The 19984-nt window shown below is 70.5% G+C and carries 18 protein-coding genes; 14 read left to right on the top strand and 4 right to left on the bottom strand.

Annotated features, from left to right (window positions below):
* Nucleotides 1-350: 350 nt before the first annotated feature.
* Together E0493_RS18330 and E0493_RS18325 are read left to right on the top strand one after the other, a co-directional pair.
* On the top strand, nucleotides 351-1451 hold the full coding sequence (locus E0493_RS18330; RefSeq protein WP_160938701.1) for an alpha-hydroxy acid oxidase: 1101 nt from the start codon (nucleotides 351-353) through the stop codon (nucleotides 1449-1451).
* 33 nt (nucleotides 1452-1484) lie between these two features.
* On the top strand, nucleotides 1485-2354 hold the full coding sequence (locus E0493_RS18325; RefSeq protein WP_160938700.1) for an isocitrate lyase/PEP mutase family protein: 870 nt from the start codon (nucleotides 1485-1487) through the stop codon (nucleotides 2352-2354).
* A gap of 110 nt (nucleotides 2355-2464) precedes the next feature.
* On the opposite strand, the gene E0493_RS18320 is transcribed toward E0493_RS18325, so the two are convergent.
* Nucleotides 2465-3361, bottom strand: a complete 897-nt coding sequence (locus E0493_RS18320) for a LysR family transcriptional regulator (protein WP_160938699.1) — start codon at nucleotides 3359-3361, stop codon at nucleotides 2465-2467.
* Between the two features lie 167 nt (nucleotides 3362-3528).
* Here E0493_RS18320 and E0493_RS18315 point away from each other — a divergent pair, with 167 nt between their 5' ends.
* The 8 genes from E0493_RS18315 (at nucleotide 3529) to E0493_RS18280 (ending at nucleotide 11992) form a co-directional block, all read left to right on the top strand.
* Nucleotides 3529-5175, top strand: coding sequence for a flavin-containing monooxygenase (locus tag E0493_RS18315; protein WP_160938698.1), 1647 nt, complete (start codon nucleotides 3529-3531; stop codon nucleotides 5173-5175).
* A gap of 121 nt (nucleotides 5176-5296) precedes the next feature.
* On the top strand, nucleotides 5297-6235 hold the full coding sequence (locus tag E0493_RS18310; protein WP_160938697.1) for an alpha/beta hydrolase: 939 nt from the start codon (nucleotides 5297-5299) through the stop codon (nucleotides 6233-6235).
* 232 nt (nucleotides 6236-6467) lie between these two features.
* Entirely contained in the window at nucleotides 6468-7742 is a 1275-nt protein-coding gene (locus E0493_RS18305) for an ABC transporter substrate-binding protein (protein ID WP_160938696.1), read from the top strand.
* Nucleotides 7743-7769: 27 nt separating this feature from the next.
* Nucleotides 7770-8672 carry a branched-chain amino acid ABC transporter permease gene (locus E0493_RS18300; protein WP_160938695.1) on the top strand — a complete coding sequence of 301 codons (903 nt, stop codon included), beginning with the start codon at nucleotides 7770-7772 and terminating at the stop codon, nucleotides 8670-8672.
* 1 nt (nucleotide 8673) lies between these two features.
* Nucleotides 8674-9708, top strand: coding sequence for a branched-chain amino acid ABC transporter permease (locus E0493_RS18295; RefSeq protein WP_235913866.1), 1035 nt, complete (start codon nucleotides 8674-8676; stop codon nucleotides 9706-9708).
* Nucleotides 9709-9712: 4 nt separating this feature from the next.
* Nucleotides 9713-10477: an ABC transporter ATP-binding protein gene (locus E0493_RS18290; RefSeq protein ID WP_160938694.1), complete on the top strand. Its 765-nt coding sequence runs from the start codon at nucleotides 9713-9715 to the stop codon at nucleotides 10475-10477.
* A 2-nt stretch (nucleotides 10478-10479) separates the two neighbouring features.
* On the top strand, nucleotides 10480-11193 hold the full coding sequence (locus tag E0493_RS18285) for an ABC transporter ATP-binding protein (protein WP_160938693.1): 714 nt from the start codon (nucleotides 10480-10482) through the stop codon (nucleotides 11191-11193).
* A 13-nt stretch (nucleotides 11194-11206) separates the two neighbouring features.
* Nucleotides 11207-11992, top strand: coding sequence for an SDR family NAD(P)-dependent oxidoreductase (locus E0493_RS18280; protein WP_160938692.1), 786 nt, complete (start codon nucleotides 11207-11209; stop codon nucleotides 11990-11992).
* Between the two features lie 83 nt (nucleotides 11993-12075).
* On the opposite strand, the gene E0493_RS18275 is transcribed toward E0493_RS18280, so the two are convergent.
* The gene (locus tag E0493_RS18275; RefSeq protein WP_160938691.1) at nucleotides 12076-12909 is read right to left on the bottom strand and encodes a sugar phosphate isomerase/epimerase family protein; all 834 of its coding nucleotides are present in this window, start codon (nucleotides 12907-12909) and stop codon (nucleotides 12076-12078) included.
* The gene (locus tag E0493_RS18270) at nucleotides 12896-13678 is read right to left on the bottom strand and encodes a GntR family transcriptional regulator (protein WP_160938690.1); all 783 of its coding nucleotides are present in this window, start codon (nucleotides 13676-13678) and stop codon (nucleotides 12896-12898) included. The genes E0493_RS18275 and E0493_RS18270 overlap by 14 nt, the downstream gene beginning before the upstream one ends.
* A gap of 219 nt (nucleotides 13679-13897) precedes the next feature.
* Between E0493_RS18270 and E0493_RS18265 the strand changes: the two genes are divergently transcribed.
* From E0493_RS18265 to E0493_RS18250, 4 genes are all read left to right on the top strand, one after another.
* Nucleotides 13898-14707 (top strand): enoyl-CoA hydratase, encoded by an 810-nt coding sequence (locus E0493_RS18265; RefSeq protein ID WP_160938689.1) that lies wholly within the window; start codon nucleotides 13898-13900, stop codon nucleotides 14705-14707.
* Nucleotides 14708-14774: 67 nt separating this feature from the next.
* Nucleotides 14775-15833, top strand: a complete 1059-nt coding sequence (locus tag E0493_RS18260) for an ABC transporter substrate-binding protein (protein ID WP_160938688.1) — start codon at nucleotides 14775-14777, stop codon at nucleotides 15831-15833.
* 34 nt (nucleotides 15834-15867) lie between these two features.
* Nucleotides 15868-17616 (top strand): ABC transporter permease, encoded by a 1749-nt coding sequence (locus E0493_RS18255; protein WP_160938687.1) that lies wholly within the window; start codon nucleotides 15868-15870, stop codon nucleotides 17614-17616.
* Between the two features lie 5 nt (nucleotides 17617-17621).
* Entirely contained in the window at nucleotides 17622-18695 is a 1074-nt protein-coding gene (locus E0493_RS18250; protein ID WP_160938686.1) for an ABC transporter ATP-binding protein, read from the top strand.
* A 25-nt stretch (nucleotides 18696-18720) separates the two neighbouring features.
* On the opposite strand, the gene pepT is transcribed toward E0493_RS18250, so the two are convergent.
* Nucleotides 18721-19965: a peptidase T gene (pepT, locus tag E0493_RS18245; RefSeq protein WP_235913865.1), complete on the bottom strand. Its 1245-nt coding sequence runs from the start codon at nucleotides 19963-19965 to the stop codon at nucleotides 18721-18723.
* Nucleotides 19966-19984: the final 19 nt, after the last annotated feature.

The raw sequence follows: 19984 nt of genomic DNA, 5'->3' as shown, positions 1-19984 counted from the left end.
CGGCGCGCTCCCTGCCGGCGCGCTCCCTGATTGACGGACGCCGGGTTTGTCCGGAAAGTCGCCGTTGAGCGGAAGCAGGCCGAGCGCGGACAGGGCTCGGGGCCAGGATGAAGGCCGCGGTTGAACCGCAGGACGGGAAGGACGAACCGGCATGCTCCATCATGCGGCGGCGGCCGGGCAACGGCCCCTCGGGCCCGAACGGGCGGAGGGCGCGCCCGCGCATCCGCGAACCTTCCGCCGATGCACCGCGCCCTGCGGCGCTGCGCCGAACCCGGGCTCGCCGCGCCGCGCCGGCCCGCGGCCGGGAGCCTGATCGCCAGCAACGCCGTGCGGAAGAGGAGAGCGCCGCCATGGCCGTGAGCCAGACCGAGGGTGAATACCTGACGCTGCACGAATACGTCAGGGCCGCGCGCGAGAAGCTCGACGGCAACATGTGGGACTACGTGGTCGGCGGCACCGCCACGGAAACCACGCTGCTGCGCAACCGCCTCGGCCTCGACAAGCTGGCGCTGCGGCCGCGCGTGCTGCGCGACATGTCCTCCATCGATCCCTCGCACCACCTGCTCGGCAGGCCGGCGCGCCTGCCGCTGCTGCTCGCCCCGGTGGGCGGGCTGGAATCGCTCCGCCCCGGCGGTGGCCAGATGGTGGCCCGCGCGGCCGGCGAGTTCGGGGTGCCGTTCATGCTCAGCTCGGTCGCCGACAGCGACATGCGCGCGGTCGCCGACGCGGCCTCCGGCACCAGGATCTTCCAGCTCTACGCGCGCGGCGACGCGGACTGGGTGGACGAACAGGTCCGCCGGGCCATGGATTGCGGCTACGACGCCTTCTGCGTCACCGTGGACAGCGCGGTCTACAGCCGCCGCGAGCGCGACATCGCCAAGCGCTTCGCCAAGCCCTGGCGCGCCAAGGGCGGCCTGGACACGATGCGCTACCAGGCCGCCTTCAACTGGAACGACGTCCGCCGCATCCGCGACCGCTTCGACGTGCCGCTGATCCTGAAGGGCATCGGCACGGCCGAGGATGCGGCGCTCTGCGTCGAGGAAGGCGTGCAGGTGGTCTATGTGTCCAACCACGGCGGGCGGCAGCTCGACCATGGGCTGGGCGCCATCGAGGTGCTGCCGGAGGTGGTGGAAGCGGTGCGCGGCCGGGCCACCGTCGTCATCGACGGCGGCTTCAGCCGCGGCACCGACATCGTCAAGGCGCTGGCCCTCGGGGCGGACATGGTGGGCATCGGCCGGGCCTATTGCTATGGCCTGGCGGCCGCCGGCGCGGCCGGCATCACCGGTGTGCTGGAGCTGCTGGAGGCCGAGATCACCGAGTGCCTGGGCCTGCTGGGCGCGCGGACGGTGAAGGAGCTCAACCGCAGCCATGTCTGCAGGGCCGATCCGGTCTATCCGGCGCGCACGCACAGTGCCTTCCCGCTGATGAGCCCCTTTGTTGACGAATACTGATCCACAGCCTTCCGCTTGGCGGGGAGTCGCTCCATGAACTGCACCGGCCGCCGCGCCGCCTTCCGCGCCATCCTGTCGGGCGGCCGCTGCGTGCATCCCGCCTCGGTCTATGATCCGCTTTCCGCCCGCATGGCGGAGGAGCTGGGCTGCGAGCTCGGCATGTTCGCGGGCTCGGTGGCCGCCCTCGTGGTGCTCGGCGCGCCGGACATCGTGCTGCTGACGCTTTCCGAGTTCGCCCAGCAGGCGCACCGCATCTGCCGCGCCGGCACCCTGCCGCTGCTGGTGGATGCCGACCACGGCTACGGCAACGCCTTGAACGTGCGGCGCACGGTGGAGGAGCTGGAGACCGCCGGCATCGCCGCGCTGACCATCGAGGACACGCTGCTGCCGCAGCCCTTCGGCGCGGCGGAAACCCGGCTGATCCCCGTCGAGGAAGGCGTGGGCAAGCTGCGCGCCGCGCTGGATGCGCGCCAGGACCCCGGGCTGGCGGTGATCGGCCGCACCAGCGCGGTTTCCGTCACCGGGCTGGACGACGCCATCGCGCGCCTCGATGCCTACCAGCGGACCGGCATCGACGCGATGTTCCTCACCGGCATCGGCACGCGGGCGCAGCTCGATGCCGTCAGTGCCGCGGCCCGGGTTCCGCTGGTTCTCGGCGGCCTGCCGGCGGAGCTGGCGGATGCCGGATACCTCGCCGCGCGCGGCGTGCGCATCGCGCTGCGCGGCCACCAGCCCGTGATGGCGGCGATCCAGGCGGCCTGGGAGACGATGCGGCGGCTCCAGGAAGGCGCCACGCCGCAGTCGCTGGCCGGAACGCTCGCGCCGGAGGACCTGCTGGACCGGCTGACGGGGAAGCCGCGCATCCGGCAGATGCAGCAGGCCTTCCTGGGCCTGCCGCGCTAGAGCATCTTTCNCAGGCCTTCCTGGGCCTGCCGCGCTAGAGCATCTTTCCCCGTCCCGATGATGCCATCGGAACGGGATCTGCTCCGGCGCGGCAGGGGGACGCCCTCGCCTCAGGCCGCCGGGCGGGAGAAGCGGGCCTCCAGGAAGTCGAGAAACACGCGCACGCGCTGGCTGACATGCCGCTTGCTCTGGTGCACGGCGTAGATGCTTTCCTCCATCCCGCTCTCATGCTCGGGAAAGAGGCGGACCAGCCGCCCGGCGGCCAGGTCGCCGGCGATCTGGAACTCCGCCAGCCGGGCGATGCCGACGCCGGCGAGCGCCAGGGCCATCAGCATCTGCCCCTGGTTCGCGGTCACGCTGCCGCTGGCGCGGATGCGGTGCACCGAATGCTCGCTGTCGCGAAAGGTCCAGGTGCTCCAGGGCATGCGCTTGTTGAAGTTGAGGCACTCGTGCTCGGCAAGCTCCGCCGGGGTGGACGGCAGGCCGCGCTCGGCGAGATAGGCGGGCGCGGCGCAGATGATCCAGCGCATCACCGTGATGCGGCGCGCGATCAGCGAGGAATCCGGCAGCTCGCCGATGTAGATGGCGACGTCCACGCCGCCCTCCAGCAGGTTGCCGGCCTCGTTGCCCAGAATGAACTCCAGCCGCAGCCCGGGGTGCTGGCGGCGGAAGGCCGGCACCAGCGGCGCCAGCTCGTGGATGGCGAAGGTGGGCATGGAGCGCACCCGCAGCACGTCCCGCAGGGCGACGCCGCCGAAGGCCGCCGCCTCGGCCTCCTCCACCGCCCCGATGGCCTGGCGGGCGGCGGGGTAGAAGGCCTCGCCCTCCGGCGTCATCGTCAGGCTGCGGAGCGAGCGGTTGAACAGCGCCACGCCGAGCCGGTTCTCCAGCCGCGCGATCATCTTGCTCACCGCCGAGGGGCTGAGCGAAAGGCTGCGCCCGGCCGCGGAGAAGCTGCCATCCTCCACGGCGCGCACGAAAACGAGCATTTCCCCCAGCCGGTCCATGCGCGCACCTGTGACATGCGTTCACACCAGCTTGGCATCTTTGGAAATTGAACCGGCCAGGGCAAGCCCATAGCCTTCCCGAAACATCGGCCAACGCCCGGAAAACGGGCCGCGCATGGCGCCCTGCGTCCATGGAAGCGAAACGGGAAGAGGGAGAACGGCCTGCCATGACCGCCAGCACGCGCACGAAGGTCCATGAATCCGCGCCGCCCGAGGGCGCGGAACTCGATGCCCTGGTCATCGGAGCGGGCTTCGCCGGCCTCTACCAGCTCCTGTGCCTGCGCGACCGGCTCGGCCTTTCGGTGCGGGTGCTGGAGGCGGGCGACGATGTCGGCGGCACCTGGTACTGGAACCGCTATCCCGGCGCACGCTGCGATTCGGAGAGCTACTACTACAGCTACTCCTTTTCGGAGGCGCTGCAGCAGGAGTGGAACTGGACCGAGCGCTACCCGCAGCACGGCGAGATCCGGCGCTATCTCGGCCATGTCGCCGACCGGTTCGACCTGCGGCGCGACATCCGGTTCAACACGCGCGTCGCGGCGGCCGAATACGATGAGGCGAACAATCGCTGGCATGTCACGACCGAAGGCGGCGAGCGGCTCTCGGCGCGCTTCCTGATCACGGCGGTGGGCTGCCTCTCGGCGGCCAATTTCCCCAGGATCCCGGGCCTGGAGGCGTTTCGCGGCCGCTGGTACCATACCGGCCGCTGGCCGCAGGAGGATGTGGACTTCACCGGGCAGCGCGTGGGCCTGATCGGCACCGGCTCCACCGGCATCCAGGCCACACCGGTGATCGCCGAGAAGGCAGCGCACCTGACGGTGTTCCAGCGCACCGCCAACTACAGCATCCCCGCGCGCAACGGCCCGATGAGCGCGGAGGAGCTGAAGGCGATCAAGGCCGACTATGCCGCCATCCGCGAGAAGGGGCGGACCTCCATCAACGGCCATCCCTTTGACGTTTCCGAGCATTCCGCCCTCGACGTGACGCCGGAGGAGCGGCTCGCCCGCTACGAGGCCGCATGGGAGCGGGGCGGGCTGCGCTTCCGCGCCGCCTTCCGCGACCTGCTGACCGACAAGGCGGCCAACGACACGGCCTCCGACTTCATCCGCGCCAAGATCCGCAGCATCGTCAAGGACCCGGAAATCGCGGAGCGGCTGACGCCGAAGGACCACCCCTTCGCCACCAAGCGCCCGCCGATCGACACGGAATATTTCGAGACCTTCAACCGCGGCAACGTCACGCTGGTGGACATCAAGGCCTCGCCCATCGTCGGCATCACGCCCGACGGCATCCGCACGAGCGACGCCGACTATCCGCTGGACATCATCGTCTTCGCCACGGGGTTCGACGCGATGACCGGCCCGTTGCTGGCCATGGACATCCGCGGCAGGGAGGGGCAGCGGCTGCAGGAAAGCTGGGCGGCGGGGCCGCGCAGCTATCTCGGCCTGCAGGTGGCGGGCTTCCCCAACCTGTTCACCATCACCGGCCCCGGCAGCCCATCCGTGCTGACCAACATGCCCGTCGCCATCGAGCAGCATGTGGAATGGATCACGGAGTGCATCCGCACCATGCGCGACGAGGGCCTGACGCGGATCGAGGCGGATCCGGCGGCGGCGGAGCGCTGGGTGGCGCATGTGAACGACGCGGCCAACGCCACCCTGCTGCCGCTGGCGAACTCGTCCTGGTACCTGGGCGCCAACGTTCCGGGCAAGCCGCGCGTCTTCATGCCCTATGCCGGCGGCATGGCCAACTACGCGCGGATCTGCCGGGAGGTGGCGGAGAAGGGCTACGAGGGCTTCCGGCGCAGCGCCTGAGGCGCGCCGGCCCTCGGCCCGATCCGGCGCGCCCCATCCCGCGCGTCTCATCCTGCGCGTCTCATCCTGCGCGTCCGGCGCGGCCGCCGGGCGCCTTCCTGCCGACGAGGGGAGGCCCTCCTTGCCCGCGCTTCATCCGCATGTGCTGGCCCTGCTGCGACAGGCGCAGGAGGCCGGCGGCAAGCCTTTTGAGACCATGACCCCCGCGCAGGCCCGCGAGGCCCACGCCGCGCGCGCCCGCGCCCTGCAGACGCCGGGCGACCCGCTGCCCGAGGTCCGGCCGCTGCAGGCGCCCGGGCCGGCCGGCCCCGTGCCGCTGCGCCTCTACCGCGGCGCCGGGGCGCCCGCCGCGGGGCTGCCCTGCCTGCTCTTCCTGCATGGCGGCGGCTGGGTGCTCGGCAGCCTGGAGACGCATGACTGGGTCTGCCGCCGGCTGGCGCGGCTGCTGGGCGCCTGCGTCGTCGCGGTGGATTACCGCCTGGCGCCGGAGCACCGCTTCCCCGCCGCGCTGGAGGACTGCGTGGCGGCGCTGCGCTGGCTGCGGGCGGAAGCCCCGGCGCTCGGCATCGACGCCGCGCGCCTGGCGGTGGGCGGCGACAGCGCCGGCGGCAACCTCGCCGCCGTTCTGGCGCTGATGGCGCGCGACGGCACGGTGCCGCCGCTGGCCTTCCAGATGCTGCTCTATCCCGCCGTGGACCTCGCCATGACCGGGGAAAGCTACGAGCGCATCACCCAGGGCCTGCCGCTGACGGCGGCGACCATGCGCTGGTTCATCGACCACTACCTGCCGGCGCCCATGGACCGCACGGCCTGGCAGGCCTCGCCGCTGCGGGCGCGGAGCCTGGCGGGCAGCGCGCCCGCCTTGGTGCTGACCTGCGGCCATGATCCGCTGTGCAGCGAGGGCCAGCTCTATGCCGCCCGGCTGGAGCGCGAGAACGTCCGTGTCGCGGCGCTGCACCTGGCGGACCAGTTCCACGGCATCCTGACCATGGACAAGGCCATCGGCCCGGTGGCCGGCGTGCTGGCGCTGGCCGCGGAAACGCTGCGCGGCGTCTGGTAGCGGCCACGCCGCCGCGCCCCGAGCCTGCCCGCCCTGTCCGCCGCCGCGCCGGACAGCAGGGGTTTCTATTTGTTCGATCCAAGTAAATCGGCGGGCTTCATTTCTTTTCTCTGCCTGAATTGCTCATTGACTTGCTGTCATGAACTTGCCCAACTCGGAACAATGGCCCTGGGAAACAGGGTTGCGCCGGCGCAGGCGGCACGCCCTCGCGCCCGAAGGGGAGGAAGAACACATGACCAGGCACACACAGGCCGGCCCGGCCGCCACGCTCGGGCGCCGCACCCTGCTTGGCGCCGCCGCGGCGGGGGCGGCCATGCTGGCCCGGCCGCATGTCGCGGGCGCCCAGGCCAAGGTGATCCGCGTCGGCATGCCGACCATCCTGTCGGGCCGCGTCGCCATCCTCGGCACCTCCAGCCGCACCGCCGTGCAATACGCCTTCAGCCGCATCAACGAGGCGGGCGGGCTGGGCGGGCGCAGCCTGGAGCTGGTGGAGCGCGATTCCAAGGGCCGGCCCGACGAGGCCGCCAAGGTCACGCGCGACCTGATCAACAACGATGGCTGCGAGCTCATCATCGACGGCGAGGCCTCCTCCGGCGGCTTCGCCGTGCACGAGGTGATCCGCGACCTGCCGGTGCTCTGCATCCACACGAACTCGGAAACCTCCTCGCTGACGGCGGACCCGAAGCTGCATGTGAAGACCGCCTTCCGCTGCGCCCGGCAGGGCATCCACGACGCGGTGGCCGGCGGCGTCTATGCCTCCGCCATCTCCAAGCAGCGCGGCCTGAAGCGCTGGATGACCTGCTCGCCCGACTATGCCTACGGGCGCGACAACACCGCCGAGTTCCTCGAATTCATCAAGAAGTTCGATCCTTCCATCGAGGTGGTGGACCAGGTCTGGCCGCGCCTCTTCGCGCCCGACTACACCGAGAACATCACCAAGGCGCTGCAGGTGCGGCCGCAGGCCATGTACTCGGCCCTCTGGGGGGGCGACCTCGTCAGCTTCATCGAGCAGAGCAACCTCTACCGCATCTTCGGCAACATCACGCTGTTCTCCTCCTCGCTGGGCGACCCGCCGGTGCTGACGGCGATCAAGCAGCTGCCGCCCGGCCTGCACACCGCCTACCGCTACAACCGCAACTATCCGGACAAGCCCTCCAACACCGCCTTCGCCGACGGCTTCGCCAGCCTGGCGAAGCACGAGCCCACCAACTGGGCCTGGCAGAACTACGTCGCCGCCCAGTTCATCGCCGAGGCGCTGAAGCGCACCAACGGGCGCACCGAGGGCGCGGCGCTGGCGGCCGAGCTGAAGGGCATGGCGCTCGACTCCCCGCTGGCGGTCGGCGACAAGCTGACCCTGCGCGACACCGACCATACGCTGATCGGCTATCCCACCGCCTGGGGCCGCACCGTGCCCAAGGCCCCCTTCGTGGAGGGCTTCGTGCCGGTGGAGTGGAGCCAGGTGCTGGAAATGGAGGCGGAGTGGAAGCAGCGGAAGGGCTACGCCTGAGCCGCGCGCCGCAACGGGAGATCCGCCATGAACCTCGACGTCCTCGCCGGCTGCTTCGCAAGCGCCTCCTGCGCCGTCACCCAGGTTTCCACCGGGCTGATCGTGGGCATGCTGCTGTTTCTCGTCGCCTCCGGGCTGTCGCTCATCTTCGGCGTGCTGGGGGTGGTCAACTTCGCCCATGGCGCCTTCTACATGCTGGGCGCCTATTTCGCCTTCCTGTGCTTCGAGCGGACGGGCAGCTTCGTGGCGGCGCTGGTGGCCGGGGCGGTGGGCGCCGGCATCGTCGGGGTGCTGTTCGAACGCTTCTTCATGAGCAAGGTCTACGGCCGGGACCTGCTGATGCAGCTCCTGGTCTGCTACGCCGCCATCCTGATCTTCGATGACCTTGTGAAGATCCTGTTCGGCGCCGAGTACAAGCTGATGGGCATGCCCGAGAGCTTCGCCACGGCACCGGTGGAGATCGCGGGAGGGTTCATCCCGAGCTACTACATCTTCATGCTCGGCATGTCGCTCGGCATCGGCCTGCTGCTCTGGCTCGGCATCAACCGCACGCGGCTCGGCAAGGTCATCCGCGCGCTCGCCATCAACCCGCAGATGGTCGGCGCGCTCGGCATCAACACACGGCTGCTCTACGCGGGCGTGTTCGGCCTGGGCTGCGCGCTGGCGGGCACCGCCGGCGCGCTGGCCGCGCCGGTGCGCTCGCTGACGCCCGGCATGGGCCTCTCGGTGCTGATCGAGAGCTTCATCGTCACCGTGATCGGCGGCATGGGCTCCATTCCCGGCGCGCTGGCGGCGGCGCTGCTGATCGGGCTGACGCGCGCCTTCGGCGCCATCGGCTTTCCGCTGTTCGTGGACGGGCTGATGTTCGCGCTGATGGGGCTGGTGCTGATCCTGCGGCCCACCGGCCTGTTCGGCGCGAGGGCGGCCTGAGATGCGCAACGGACTGATGCGCACCGGATTGATGCGCGCCGGCCTGATGCGCGACCTGCTGGTCGCCATGCTGGGCCTGCTGGTGCTGCTGGCGCTGCCCCTGGTGTTCCCGCACCCCTCCCTGCGGGACTTCCTGATCTACGTCATCGCCTACGGACTGCTGGCGATGTCGCTGAACCTGCTGGTCGGGCTGACCGGCCTCGTCTCCTTCGGCCACGCCGCCTATTTCGCCTCCGGCGCCTATGTGTTCGGACTGCTGATGCAGTCGGGCGCGGTGTCGGTCCCGCTCGCCATGCTGGCGGCGGTGGGCGGCACGGCGCTGCTGGCGCTGGTGATCGGCGCCATCTGCGTGCGGCTGAAGGAAATCTATTTCTCCTTCATCACGCTGGCCTTCCAGATGTTCATCCACAGCATCATCCTGACCTGGGTGGACCTCACCGGCGGCGACCAGGGCCTGCGCGGCGGCATCCCGCGCCCGCCCTTCCTGGGCATCGACCTCGGCGAGGCGCACACGCTCTATGCCTTCGCGGCCGTGATCTTCGTCCTTTGCCTGCTGGCCATGCGGCAGGTCTGGCAATCGCCCTTCGGCTACACGCTGCGCATGATCCGCGACAACCCCGCGCGCGCCAACTTCCTCGGCGTGGACGTGGTGCGCATGAAGCTCGGCATCTTCGTGCTGGCCGGGGGCGTGGCCAGCATGGCCGGCATCATCATGGCGCTCTTCGTTTCCGGCGCCTTTCCCGAGTTCGGCTTCTGGACCACCTCCGGCGAGGCCATCTTCATGATCATGCTGGGCGGCACGCAGGTGTTCCTGGGCCCCGTCCTCGGCGCCTTCCTGCTGCAACTGCTGAACCACTACGTCACCATCTACACGCACCATCACGGGCTGGTGCTGGGCGTCGTCATCCTGCTCATCGTGCTGGGGCTGCGGCGCGGCGTCGCCGACTTCGCCGCGAACTGGCTGGCCGAGCGCCGCGCCGCCGCGCCGCCGGCGCCGGCCGCGCCGGAACCGGCCAAGACCAAGGCGGCGGGGTGAGCCGATGCTGCAGGTCGAGCATCTCTGCAAGTCCTTCGGCGGCGTGGCGGCCACGCGGGACGTCTCCCTCGCCTTCCCCGCCGGCTCGCTGACGGCGATCATCGGCCCGAACGGCGCGGGCAAGACCACCTTCTTCAACCTGATCTCCGGCCACCTGCGGCCGGATTCGGGCCGCGTCCTCTTCGAGGGGCGGGACCTGGTGGGCCTTTCCAGCCTGGAGATCGCGCGCCGCGGCATGGCGCGCGCCTTCCAGGTCGCATCCCTCTTTCCCACGCTGACGGTGCGGGAGGCGATGACCGCCGCCGTCGCCGCGCATCAGCGCCGCTCCTGGTCGCTGCTGCGGCGCTTCCCGCTGGAGGGCAGCCGCGCCAGGGCCGGGGAGTTGCTCGAACTGCTGGGCCTCGCCGGCAAGGCCGGCGTCGTGTCCAGCAGCCTCTCGCACGGCGACCAGAAGCTGCTCGACATCGGCCTGGCCCTGGCGATGGAGCCGAAGGTGCTGCTGCTGGACGAGCCCACCGCCGGCATGGGGCCGGACGAGCGCTGGCGCATGATCGAGAAGGTGCACCAGCTCTGGCAGGCGAAGCGCCTCACCATGATCTTCATCGAGCACGACATGGACATTGTCTTCAAGTACGCCCAGGTCGTGCAGGTGCTGAAATACGGCGCGGTGCTGGCGCAGGGCCGGCCGGAGGAGATCCGGCGAAACCAGGATGTGATCGACGCCTATCTCGGCACCGACCACCACCTGGCCCTCGCGGGGGAGGCATGAGCATGGCCGCGCCCATCCTGGAGGTCCGCGCCGCGGACGTCTTCTACGGCGCCAGCCAGATCCTGTTCGGCATCGACCTGGCGGTGGAGCGCGGGCAGACCATGGCGCTGCTCGGCCGCAACGGCGCCGGCAAGAGCACCACCTTCAAGGCGATCGCCGGCATCGCCCCGCCACGGCGCGGACAGATCGCGCTGTCCGGCACCACCGTCTCCGGCAAGCCGCCCTATCTCGTCGCCCGCGCCGGGATCGGCTACGTGCCCGAGGACCGGCAGGTCTTTCCCGAGCACACGGTGGAGGACAACCTCATCGTCGGCGCCAAGCCCGGGCCCCGCGGCGACCGCCACTGGACGACCGCGCGCATCTACGAGGTCTTTCCCATCCTCGCGGGCATGCGGCACCGCATCGCCGGCCGCCTCTCGGGCGGCGAGCAGCAGATGCTGACCATCGCCCGCACGCTGATGGGCAATCCCGACATCCTGCTGCTGGACGAGCCCAGCGAGGGGCTGGCACCGATCATCGTGCGCGCCATCGGCGATCTCATCCGCACCCTGCGCGAGATGGGGGTGACCATCCTGCTGGCCGAGCAAAACATGCATTTCTGCATGGGCATCGCCACCCATGCGACGGTGATCGACAAGGGGCAGGTCGTCTACAGCGACACCATCGCGGCGCTGCGCGGCAACGAGGCCGTGATGCAGCGCTACCTGGCCGTCTGAGGGAGAAATCGCAATGGCACGGGACGAAGGGCGCGGCCGCATCGCGCTGGTGACGGGCGGGGCCAGCGGCATCGGGCTCGCCACGGCCGGGGTGCTGGCGGAGCGCGGCTGGCGCGTGGTGATCGCCGACATCAACGAGGCCCCGGCCCGCGCGGCGGCCACCACACTCGGCGCCGAGGCCCTCGCCCTCGATGTCACGGACGAGCAGGCGACCGAGGCGGCCTTCGACGACATCGAGGCCCGGCTCGGCCCGGTGGAGGCGCTGGTGGCGAATGCCGGGCTGATCCAGCCGGGCGCCCCGCCGGAGCGGCTGCCGCTGCAGGAGTTCGACCGCGTGATCGCCGTCAACCTGCGCGGCGCCTACATCTCCTGCGTGGCGGCCGGAAGGCGCATGGCGCCGCGCGGCAGGGGCGGCATCGTCGTCACCGGCTCTGTCACCGCCTCGCGCACGGCGCCGCTGCACGCCTATGCGCCCTCCAAGGCGGCCGTGGTGCACATGGCGGCCTGCCTGGCCGCGGAATGGGGGCGCTCGGGCGTGCGGGTCAACGCGGTCTCGCCGGGCTACGTGGCCACGCCGCCCCTGCGGGCCGCGATGGAACGCGGGCTGCGCGATCCGCGCCTGCTGACCAAGGCGGCGCCGCTCGGCCGGCTGGTGGAGCCGGAGGAGATCGGCGCCGGCGTGGCCTTCCTGCTTTCGGACCACGCCTCCGCCATCACCGGCATCAACCTGCCGATCGACGCGGGATGGCTGGCCGGCGCGCACCTCACCACCTATGGCGGGATGCCGCCGGCGCGCTAATGCGGTTTCCGGTCGCGAAATTCCTACGATCATTCGGGTGTCGAAGGAATTTCGCGATCAGGACACTCGCTGCCCGGCATGGTTCAGGAGGCGGGAACGCCGGCCTCCTGCGCCATCCGCAGCATGTCGTGCCGCGCCTTCTGCATGTCGGCCAGGGTGCCGAAGGCGTTCATGTAGTGCCCCTTGAAGCCCTTGCGCTCCAGCAGGGCGAACATGGCGCCGAAGTCGAAGTTCCCCTGGCCGGGCAGCAGGTGCTGCTCATGCCCGTTGCGGAAGCAGTCGGCCAGCCGCACCTCGGCGACACGCTCCAGCGGGATGGCCTCCACGAAGCCCTCCACGCCATCCGGCATCAGGTGCGCGTGGTTGGCGGTGAAGGAAAGGGCGAAGGCCGGCGAGTGGATGCGCTCGTAGTAATAGCGCCATTCCTCAACCGTATGCGCGAGGTAGTGGACCTCGGCATCGGCCGGCTCCTTGTTCAGGTTCTCCAGCAGCAGCAGCGCGCCGTGCTTCTCCGCATGCTCGACCACGCGCTGCAGCCGCGCCAATCCGGCCTCCATGCGCGGCTTCACGTCGGCCGTGAAGTGGTAGCCCGCATGCACCACGATCCACTCGGCCCCGAGCTTCGGCGCCAACTCGATATAGGCGCGCATATAGGCGTCCACCGCATCCGAAAGGAAGGGCGAGTATTCCGCGACGTTGACGGCGGAAAGCGTGTGCAGGCCGAGCGTCACGCCCCGCCGCTCCGCCTGCGCGCGGATTGCCGCCGCGCGGGCGTCGTCGAAGCTGTCCACCTTGTTCGGTCCGGTGTCGAGCTGGATGTCGATGTAGCGGACACGGTTCTCCGCCGCCCAGTCGATCGCGTCCTCCAGCCGCATGCGCCGGCCGATATCGACGCCGATCCTGTCAATCGTCAGCATGGTGGTCTCCTCCCTCCGGCATTGTTTCGCCTGCCGCCGCCGCGCTGCCGTGCGCGATGGCCGCGAGGTAGCGCGCCCGTCCCGCGCGCGTATGCGCTTCGGCCTGGTGCCGCGCCAACTCGGCCTGCCCGGATAAGATCGCTTCCAGCAGCCGGTGGTGCTCGCTGTTCGCTGCCCGCATGTTGCCCGCCGCGTCGAAGGAGCGGCGGCGCAGCAGCAGCAGCCGGCGCGTGTGCTCAAGATAGACGTCGCGCAGCGGCCGGTTGCCACAGAACTCGACGACCCGCTGGTGGAACAGCACATTGGCGGCGAAGAACGCCTCGCGCCCGCCCGCCGCGGCGGCCTCGTCCATCCGCGCCACGCTGGCCTGCAGCTCCGCGGCCTGGACCGGAGCGATCCTGCGCGCCAGCAGCGCCGCGGCATGCCCGAACAGCACGGCGTTCATCTCGTAGGTCTGCAGGACCTCGTCGATGTCGAGGCTGCGCACAAAGGCGCCGCGGTTGAGGATGACGGTGACAAGCCCGGTGCGCTCCAGCGCGCGCGCCGCCTCCCGCACCGGCCCGCGGCTGACGCCGAGTTGCGCCGCCAGTTCCATCTCGTTCAGCCGCGCGCCGGGCTTCAGCACGCCGCCCTCGATCATCTGCTCCAGCGCCGCCTGCACGCTCCGGCCGAGCGACTCCCGTCCGGCGAGGCGCTGGCGCAGCTCCGCGATGGCGCCCGCCACGGTGGATGCGCCTTCCGGCCGAGAGCTGCTCTGGCGCCGCTGCATGATCCGGCCATCTCCGTATGGCGAGGTGTTTATTGTTTACATTCCCTATCGCGGGTGACAAGGTCATTACGAGGAGAGAAGCGATCCGCTGCGTGAATGGCGCGAAACAGGCGCTCACGCGAAACCCGAGGACGTGCTGCACACCCGGAGTTCCGGGCGGGCGTGATATCTCCTGACGCGTGTCTCCGCCTTTCGCACCGCAGCAGGAAACGGCCCGTCATGGACATTCCCGCTTCTTCCGACGCCGGCACGAAAATCCTGACGCGCAAGCAGGACGGAATCGGCTGGCTGACGATCAACCAGCCGGAAAAGCGCAACGCCATCTCGCTGGCGATGTGGGATGCCATCGCCGCCGCGGCGGAGGATTTCGCCGCCGACGACGCGGTGCGCGTCGTGGTGATGCATGGCGCGGGCGGCAAGGCCTTCGCCTCCGGCGCCGACATCAGCGAGTTCGACCGTGTGCGCGCCGACGCCGCCGCGCAGGAGGCCTATGGCCGGCGCAGCAGCGCGGCGCGGCACAAGCTCGAGACCCTGCGCAAGCCGTTGATCGCGATGATCCAGGGTTTCTGCATCGGCGGCGGCTATGCCGTGGCGTTGATGGCCGACCTGCGCATCGCCTCCGATGACAGCCGCTTCGGCATTCCAGCAGCGCGGCTCGGCATCGCCTATGGCCGGGAAAGCCTGGCGCGCCTGGTGGCGCTGACGGGACCGGCGCTGGCGAAGGAGATCCTGTTCACCGGGCGCCAGTTCGACGCCGCCGAGGCGCTGGCCTGCCGGCTGGTGAACCGCCTGGTGCCGGCCGCGCGGCTTGAGGAGGAGGTCACCGCGCTCGCGCTGCAGATCGCGCGGAACGCCCCGCTTTCGGTGGAGGCTTCCAAGGTCGCCATCGATCAGATCGCCGGCGATCCGGCGGCGCGGGACCCGGCGCTGGTGGAGCGGCTGAACCGAGCCTGTTTCGACAGCGCCGACTATGCCGAGGGCCGCCGCGCCTTCCAGGAGAAGCGGCCCCCGGTTTTCACCGGACGCTGAGGCGGCCGCACGGGGCAAGCGCGGCCGGGAGAGCCGCCACCCTGCATCGCAAAGGGAGAAGACCGACATGCTGGATTTCAACAGGCGCCTGTTCCTCGGGCTCGCCGCCGGCGGGGCCGCCGCCGCGCGCTTCGGCGCCGCCCGCGCGGCCGAGCTGCGGCCGCACGAGAAGGAGCTCTACGAGGCGGCCAAGAAGGAGGGGCAGCTCACCTGGTATACCGGCCAGTACCAGGCGGAGCCCTCGGAGGCGATCGGGCGCGGCTTCACCACGCGCTTCCCCGGCGTCGAGGTGAACGTGGTGCGCAGCACCTCCCAGGTGGCCTTCCAGCGCCTCTCGCAGGACATGCGGGCCGGCGTCGCGCAGTGCGACGTGTTCAGCTCCACCGATCACAGCCACCTCGCCTTCCTCAAGCAGAACGAGCGGCTGATGCCCTACAAGCCGCAGAACGCGGCCGGGCTGATCAAGGCGGCGCAGCAGGCGGCGGACCCGGACGGCTACTTCCAGGTCACCTATCTCGGCCTCTTCCTGATGGGGCGGCGCAGCGACCAGGTCTCGGAGGCCGATGCGCCGAAGAGCTGGAAGGAGCTGCTGGACCCGAAATGGCGCGGCAAGGTCGCCGTCGGCCATCCCGGCTACAGCGGCGCCATCACCTCCTGGTGCCTGGCCATGCGCAAGCTCTACGGCTGGGACTACTTCAAGGCGCTGGAGAAGAACCAGCCGCAGATCGGCCGCTCCAGCGCCGACCCGGTGACCATGCTGAACGCGGGCGAGCGGCAGATCGGCGCCGCCATCCCCTCCGCCACCACCCTGCTCTCGATCTCCCGCGGTAACCCGATCACGATGATCTACCCGACCGACGGCACGCTGATGGTGCCGGCGCCGAGCGGCGCGCTGAAGAACGGGCCGCACCCGAACGCGGCGAAGCTGTTCATGGAGTACATGACCAGCCCGGCCTACTACGAGGCCACGCGGCCCTTCTTCAGCGAGTCCCTGCGCCCCGAGGTGCCGCCGCCGCCCGGCTCCCGCCCGCTCGACGAGGTGACGATGATCACCGCCGACCCGGACGAGCTGGAGCGCGACGGCCAGGAGGTGAAGGAGCTCTGGCGCGACACCTTCGGCGTATGACCGAACCCCTTCGCCGCGAGGGAGCCACGCCCGGATGACCGAATCCGCCGCGATCCTGTCGAAATCCGATACCGAGGCGGCGCGGCGGCCGGGGCTGCTGCGCCGCCTGCGCTATCTCGAACCTTCCAACCTGCTCTGGGTGCTGCTGATCGGCGCGCTGCTCTTCCTCGTCGCCATCCCGATCGGCAAGCTGCTGGTCGTGAGCTTCGAGAAGCAGGGCAGCGGCGCCTTCACCCTGGCCAACTACGCCACGGCCTATGGGCGGGCACGCTACCTGGAGGCGCTCGGCAATTCGCTGATGCTGGGCGCGCTCTCCGCGCTGCTGTCGGTGGTCTTCGCGGTGCCGCTGGCCTGGGCGGTCTCGCGCACCGACATGCCGGGCAAGGGCCTCACCTGGGCCATGGTGATGGGCGCCTTCATCATGCCCCCCTATCTCGGCGCCGTCGGCTGGATCCTGCTGGCGGGGCCGAACTCGGGCTTCGTCAACCAGGCCTGGACCTGGCTGACCGGGCTGCAGGCGCCGCTGGTCAACGTCTACAGCTTCTTCGGCCTGGCGCTGGTCATCTCGCTGCACTCCTTCCCGCTGATCTTCATCTTCGTGAAGTCGGCGCTGGACCTGATCTCGTCCGAGATGGAGGATGCCGCCAACATCCTCGGCGCCGGCACCTGGACCACCACGCGCAAGGTGACGCTGCCGCTGGTCTGGCCCGCCGTGCTGGGCGGCATCATCGTGGTCTTCCTGGAGACGGTCGCGCTGTTCGGCACGCCGGCCATCATCGGCATCCCGGCGCGCATCAACGTCGTCACCACGCAGCTCTGGCAGTTCTTCGAGTATCCGGTGCGGGTCGAGGTGGCGGCGGCCTATGCCATGCCGCTGCTGCTGATCACCATCGGCATGATCGCGGTGCAGAAGCTGCTGCTGGCGCGCAAGGGCTTCGTCTCGCAGACCGGCAAGGGCGGCGAGCGGCGGCCGATCCGGCTCGGCCGCTGGCGCTGGGCGGTGTGGGGCTATTGCGGCTTCGTCGGCCTGCTGGCGGTGCTGATGCCGCTCGCCGTGCTGCTGCAGGCCTCCTTCGCCAAGGCCTGGGGGCGCGGCCTGGCCTGGGACAACCTGACGCTCGGCAACTACGGCTACCTGCTGTTCCGGCACGAGATGGCGCTGCCCTCGATCTGGAACACGCTGTGGTTCTCCGCCGCCTCGGCGACCGCGGCGGTGGTGATCGCCGTGCTGGTGGCCTACATCGTGGCGCGCCGGCTGGTGCCCTTCGGCTCGGTGCTGGCCTTCCTGGCGATGGCGCCCTTCGTCATCCCCGGCATCGTCATGGCCATCGGCTTCTACGCCGCCTACGCGGCGCCGCCGATCGCGCTCTACGGCACGGCGCTGATCATCATCCTCGCCTTCACCGCGCGCTTCCTGCCGATCGCCTTCGCCAATTCCGCCGCCGCCGTGCGCGCCGTGCACCCGGAGATGGAGGAGGCGGCGCGCATCCTGGGCGGCGGGCGGCTGCTGACGGTGCGCCGCATCACCGCGCCGCTGATCATCCGCAGCCTGATCGGCGGCTGGCTGATCGTCTTCATCGTCGCCTCGCGCGAGCTGTCGGCGGCGGTCTTTCTCGTCGGGCCGCGCACGCGCACCATGTCGGTGCTGCTCTACGACCTCAGCGAGGCCGGCAACTTCGAGGTGCTGGCCGCCTTCGGCGGGCTGCTGCTGCTCATCACCCTGGTCCTGGTCGCCATCGGCATGAAGCTGGCCGGCCGCGACTTCATGCTGCGGAGGAGTTGAGACCGATGCCCCGTCTGACGCTGAAGGGCCTCAGCAAGGCCTACGGGACGCTCCGGGTGGTGGACAATGTGGACCTCTCCCTGCAGGAGGGCGAGTTCGTCTGCCTGCTCGGCCCGTCCGGCTGCGGCAAGACCACCACGCTGCGCATGATCGCCGGCTTCATCGAGCCGACCTCCGGCAGCATCACCATGGATGGCGAGGTGCTTTCCGCGCCCGGCGCGGTGCTGCCGCCGGAGCGCCGCCGCATGTCGATGATCTTCCAGAGCTACGCCATCTGGCCGAACATGACGGTGGCCGAGAATGTCGGCTTCGGGCTGAAGCTGCAGAAGCTGCCCTCGGCCGAGGTCCGCGCGCGCACCCGGCAGATCCTGGAGGTGGTGCAGATGGGCCACCTCGCGGACCGCTACCCCGCCGAGCTTTCCGGCGGGCAGCAGCAGCGCGTGGCGCTGGCGCGCGCCATCGTCGTCAAGCCCTCCGTGCTGCTGCTGGACGAGCCGCTCTCCAACCTCGACGCCAACCTGCGCGAGGAGATGCGCTTCGAGATCCGCCGCCTGCATGACGAGTTCCGCATCACCACCGTCTATGTCACGCACGACCAGTCGGAGGCGATGGCGACGGCCGACCGCATCGCGGTGATGAATGCCGGGCGCATCGAGCAGGTGGACGCGCCGCACCTGATCTACACCCAGCCGCGCACCCGCTTCGTCGCCGCCTTCATCGGCCGCACCAACCTGCTGGAGGGCCGGCTCGCCGATGGCGAGATCGGGCTGGACGGCTTCTCGCTGCGCGCCGCCCAGCTCGGCCAGAAGGTGCCCGACGCCGCGCGGCCGATCCTGCTCTCGGTGCGGCCGCAGGCCATGTCGCTCTCCCGCAGCCAGCCGCAGACGCGGGAGGGCCGCCCCGTGCTGGCGGCCATCGTGGCGCAGCGCACCTATCTCGGGGAATCCTGGGACTACGTGGTGCGCCCGCAGGAGGGCGGGCTGCAGCTGCGCGTCACCGCGCCGCCGCTGCAGGTGCACGAGGTGGGCGAGAAGGTCTGGCTGGAGCTGGACCCGCAGCAGATCGCCGTGGTGAGCTGAGGCACGCCGCCTCGCCGCGCATCCCTCAGGGCGCGGCGGCGAGGCGGCAGATGCCGAGGCTGACGCGCAGCGAGTCGATGAAGGCGCTCACCGGCAGGAATTCGAAGCGCGAATGGAAGTTGTGCGCGCCGGTGAAGTAGTTCGGCGTCGGCAGGCCGCGCGCGGAGAGCGCCGAGCCGTCGGTGCCGCCGCGCATCGCGATCTCCCGCGGCGCGATGCCGCGCTCCGCCATGGCGCGGAAGATGAGGTCCACGCAGCGGCGGTCGTTGCCGAGCGCGGCGTCGATGTTGCCGTAGGTGTCCTCGATCCGGCATTCGATGCGCGCGCGCGGATGGCGCGCCTGGAGCTGCTCCGCCGCCTCCGCCAGCAGGCGCTTGCGCTCGGCGAAGCCCCGCGCGTCGAAGTCGCGGATGGAGGCGGTCAGGCGCGCGGCGCTCTGGTCGCCGCTGATGCCGTTGAACCACCAGTAGCCTTCCCGCCCCTCGGTGTGCTCGGGCCGCTGCAAGGGGTCGAGCTGCGCGACCAGCTCCATGGCGAGCAGGATGGGGTTGACCAGCACGCCCTTGGCCGACATCGGGTGCGCCGGCACGCCGGTGATCTCGATCCGCGCGCTGGCGGCGTTGAAGGTCTCGTACACCACCTCGCCGCGCGCGCAGGAATCGATGGTGTAGGCGAAATCGGCCGGGAAGCGGGCGAGGTCGAGCGCCTTGGCGCCGCGCAGGCCGATCTCCTCGTCCGGCACGAAGGCGACGGCGATGTCGCCATGCGGCACCTCGCCCGCGCGCAGCGCCTCCAGCATCGTCATGATGGTGGCGATGGCCGCCTTGTTGTCGGCGCCGAGCACGCTGGTGCCGTCGCCGAACAGGATCTCCTCGCCGCGATAGGGCAGGATCTCCGGGTGCTCGGCGACGCGCAGCCAGATGTCGCGCGCGGGGTTGAGCAGCAGGTCCTCGCCCTCGAAGCGCAGCATCTGCGGCCGGATCTCGGGGGAAAGGCCGACATCCACGGTGTCGAGATGCGCGACGAAGCCGATGCGGGGCGCCCCCGGCACCGTGCCGGGCAGCCGCGCCGTGACGATGGCGTTGTCGTCGAGATGGACCTTGGCGAGGCCGAGCCCGGCCAGCTCCTCCGCCAGCAGTTCGGCCAGCCGGCGCTGCCCGGGCGAGCTGGGCAGGCCCGTGGCGCGCGCGTCGCTCTGGCTGGGGATGGCAAGGTAGCGGAAGAAGCGGTCAACCAGCTTGCGGGCAACGGGATCGGTCATGGCCTGCATGATCGGCTCCCCTGCCCCG

It is taken from the genome of Teichococcus coralli (assembly GCF_009829925.1).
Lineage (GTDB): Bacteria > Pseudomonadota > Alphaproteobacteria > Acetobacterales > Acetobacteraceae > Pseudoroseomonas > Pseudoroseomonas coralli.
This window is presented reverse-complemented; position numbering and strand designations above follow the sequence as displayed.

Excerpts from the sequence above, each read along its gene's own strand:
- E0493_RS18330 (WP_160938701.1), top strand. The coding sequence starts at position 351 with ATGGCCGTGAGCCAGACCGAGGGTGAATACCTGACGCTGCACGAATAC.
- E0493_RS18325 (WP_160938700.1), top strand. The coding sequence starts at position 1,485 with ATGAACTGCACCGGCCGCCGCGCCGCCTTCCGCGCCATCCTGTCGGGC.
- E0493_RS18320 (WP_160938699.1), bottom strand. The coding sequence starts at position 3,361 with ATGGACCGGCTGGGGGAAATGCTCGTTTTCGTGCGCGCCGTGGAGGAT.
- E0493_RS18315 (WP_160938698.1), top strand. The coding sequence starts at position 3,529 with ATGACCGCCAGCACGCGCACGAAGGTCCATGAATCCGCGCCGCCCGAG.
- E0493_RS18305 (WP_160938696.1), top strand. The coding sequence starts at position 6,468 with ATGACCAGGCACACACAGGCCGGCCCGGCCGCCACGCTCGGGCGCCGC.
- E0493_RS18300 (WP_160938695.1), top strand. The coding sequence starts at position 7,770 with ATGAACCTCGACGTCCTCGCCGGCTGCTTCGCAAGCGCCTCCTGCGCC.
- E0493_RS18295 (WP_235913866.1), top strand. The coding sequence starts at position 8,674 with ATGCGCAACGGACTGATGCGCACCGGATTGATGCGCGCCGGCCTGATG.
- E0493_RS18290 (WP_160938694.1), top strand. The coding sequence starts at position 9,713 with ATGCTGCAGGTCGAGCATCTCTGCAAGTCCTTCGGCGGCGTGGCGGCC.
- E0493_RS18285 (WP_160938693.1), top strand. The coding sequence starts at position 10,480 with ATGGCCGCGCCCATCCTGGAGGTCCGCGCCGCGGACGTCTTCTACGGC.
- E0493_RS18280 (WP_160938692.1), top strand. The coding sequence starts at position 11,207 with ATGGCACGGGACGAAGGGCGCGGCCGCATCGCGCTGGTGACGGGCGGG.
- E0493_RS18275 (WP_160938691.1), bottom strand. The coding sequence starts at position 12,909 with ATGCTGACGATTGACAGGATCGGCGTCGATATCGGCCGGCGCATGCGG.
- E0493_RS18270 (WP_160938690.1), bottom strand. The coding sequence starts at position 13,678 with ATGCAGCGGCGCCAGAGCAGCTCTCGGCCGGAAGGCGCATCCACCGTG.
- E0493_RS18265 (WP_160938689.1), top strand. The coding sequence starts at position 13,898 with ATGGACATTCCCGCTTCTTCCGACGCCGGCACGAAAATCCTGACGCGC.
- E0493_RS18260 (WP_160938688.1), top strand. The coding sequence starts at position 14,775 with ATGCTGGATTTCAACAGGCGCCTGTTCCTCGGGCTCGCCGCCGGCGGG.
- E0493_RS18255 (WP_160938687.1), top strand. The coding sequence starts at position 15,868 with ATGACCGAATCCGCCGCGATCCTGTCGAAATCCGATACCGAGGCGGCG.
- E0493_RS18250 (WP_160938686.1), top strand. The coding sequence starts at position 17,622 with ATGCCCCGTCTGACGCTGAAGGGCCTCAGCAAGGCCTACGGGACGCTC.
- pepT (WP_235913865.1), bottom strand. The coding sequence starts at position 19,965 with ATGCAGGCCATGACCGATCCCGTTGCCCGCAAGCTGGTTGACCGCTTC.